Source organism: Nonomuraea lactucae (assembly GCF_003313395.1).
In the GTDB taxonomy this organism is placed as follows: domain Bacteria; phylum Actinomycetota; class Actinomycetes; order Streptosporangiales; family Streptosporangiaceae; genus Nonomuraea; species Nonomuraea lactucae.
In genome coordinates, this window is record NZ_QNFZ01000406.1 from 1 (window position 1) to 987 (window position 987).

At 75.1% G+C, this 987-nt stretch carries 1 protein-coding gene and 1 pseudogene; both read right to left on the minus strand.

The genetic code is table 11. From position 1 onward, the window contains the following. Positions 1 to 304: pseudogene (locus tag DQW85_RS22225) on the minus strand (MBL fold metallo-hydrolase); the annotation flags it as partial. Positions 305 to 407: 103 nt separating this feature from the next. Continuing rightward, a partial coding sequence (locus DQW85_RS22230; protein WP_240197349.1) for a DUF3152 domain-containing protein occupies positions 408 to 987 on the minus strand: 580 nt, incomplete at its 5' end.

Below are 987 nucleotides of genomic sequence, written 5' to 3' on the forward strand. Positions count from 1 at the left end.
AGGGGTCGCCCGAGGCCGGCACCCGCAGCGGGACCGGCCCGGCCGGGCGGCGCCGGTCGCGCTCCCTGGCCAGCTCGCGCAGCATGCCGGGGGGCGGGGTGGCCACAGTGGTGGGCTCGGGCATGGGGTTGACGAAGGCGCCGTCCTTGAACTGCGGTGAGCGCCGTATTCGTGCCGCGCGCTCCGGGCCTGACGTCAAGGGCCGCACGCCCAGCTCCGCGGGTATGTCGCGCAGCGCCCATCCCGCCGCCGCCAGGGCCGCCCCGCCCATGAGGATCCGTCGTGCCGTCCGCAGTCGTGCCATCGCTCACTCTCCCCAGGAGGTACGTTCATGGTGCTCAACTCCTGGCGATCCGGCTGGTGTTCCCGTTTCGGCGATATATCGCGATAGTGTCAGATTTCCGCCGTCAGCCGGCCGGCGACGGGTGCGGGTGCGGCGGGCGTGGCCGTGACGGGTGCGGCCACGGGTTGGGGCGGCAGGCGCCCAGCGTCTTCGACTGCTGCGCCATGACGGGGGCGAGCCGTCCGGGTCCCGGGCAGGTGCCGTGACCGTGGCCGAGGCCGTGGCCCACCTCGTGGTTCACCAGATAGCGGCGGTAGGCGGCCAGGTCGCCCTCGTACTGGGGGACGCCGAGCGCCCAGCGCCGCGCGTTGATGACGGAGCGGGTGCCGTTCCAGCAGGACAGGTGGCCGCCGGTGTGCAGCGGAAGGCACTGCAGGTCCGTGAGCGCGGGGCTCGACAGGGCGACGCGGAGCCGTACCGGGTCGTGGTCGACGCGCTGGAAGCGCGCCCAGCCGCGCGGGTCGTTCAGGGTGCCGTGCACCTCCGCCGCGAACTCCGCGTGGTCGAACGGCAGGCCGCGCTCCACCTCGACGAGGTAGCGCACCACCGGGCCCGGCCCGGGCCGCGCGGGCGCGCCGCCGCCGACCACCGCGTAGCGGCCGGAGGCGGATCGCGGCACCTTCGACCGGCGAGGCCGGACCACG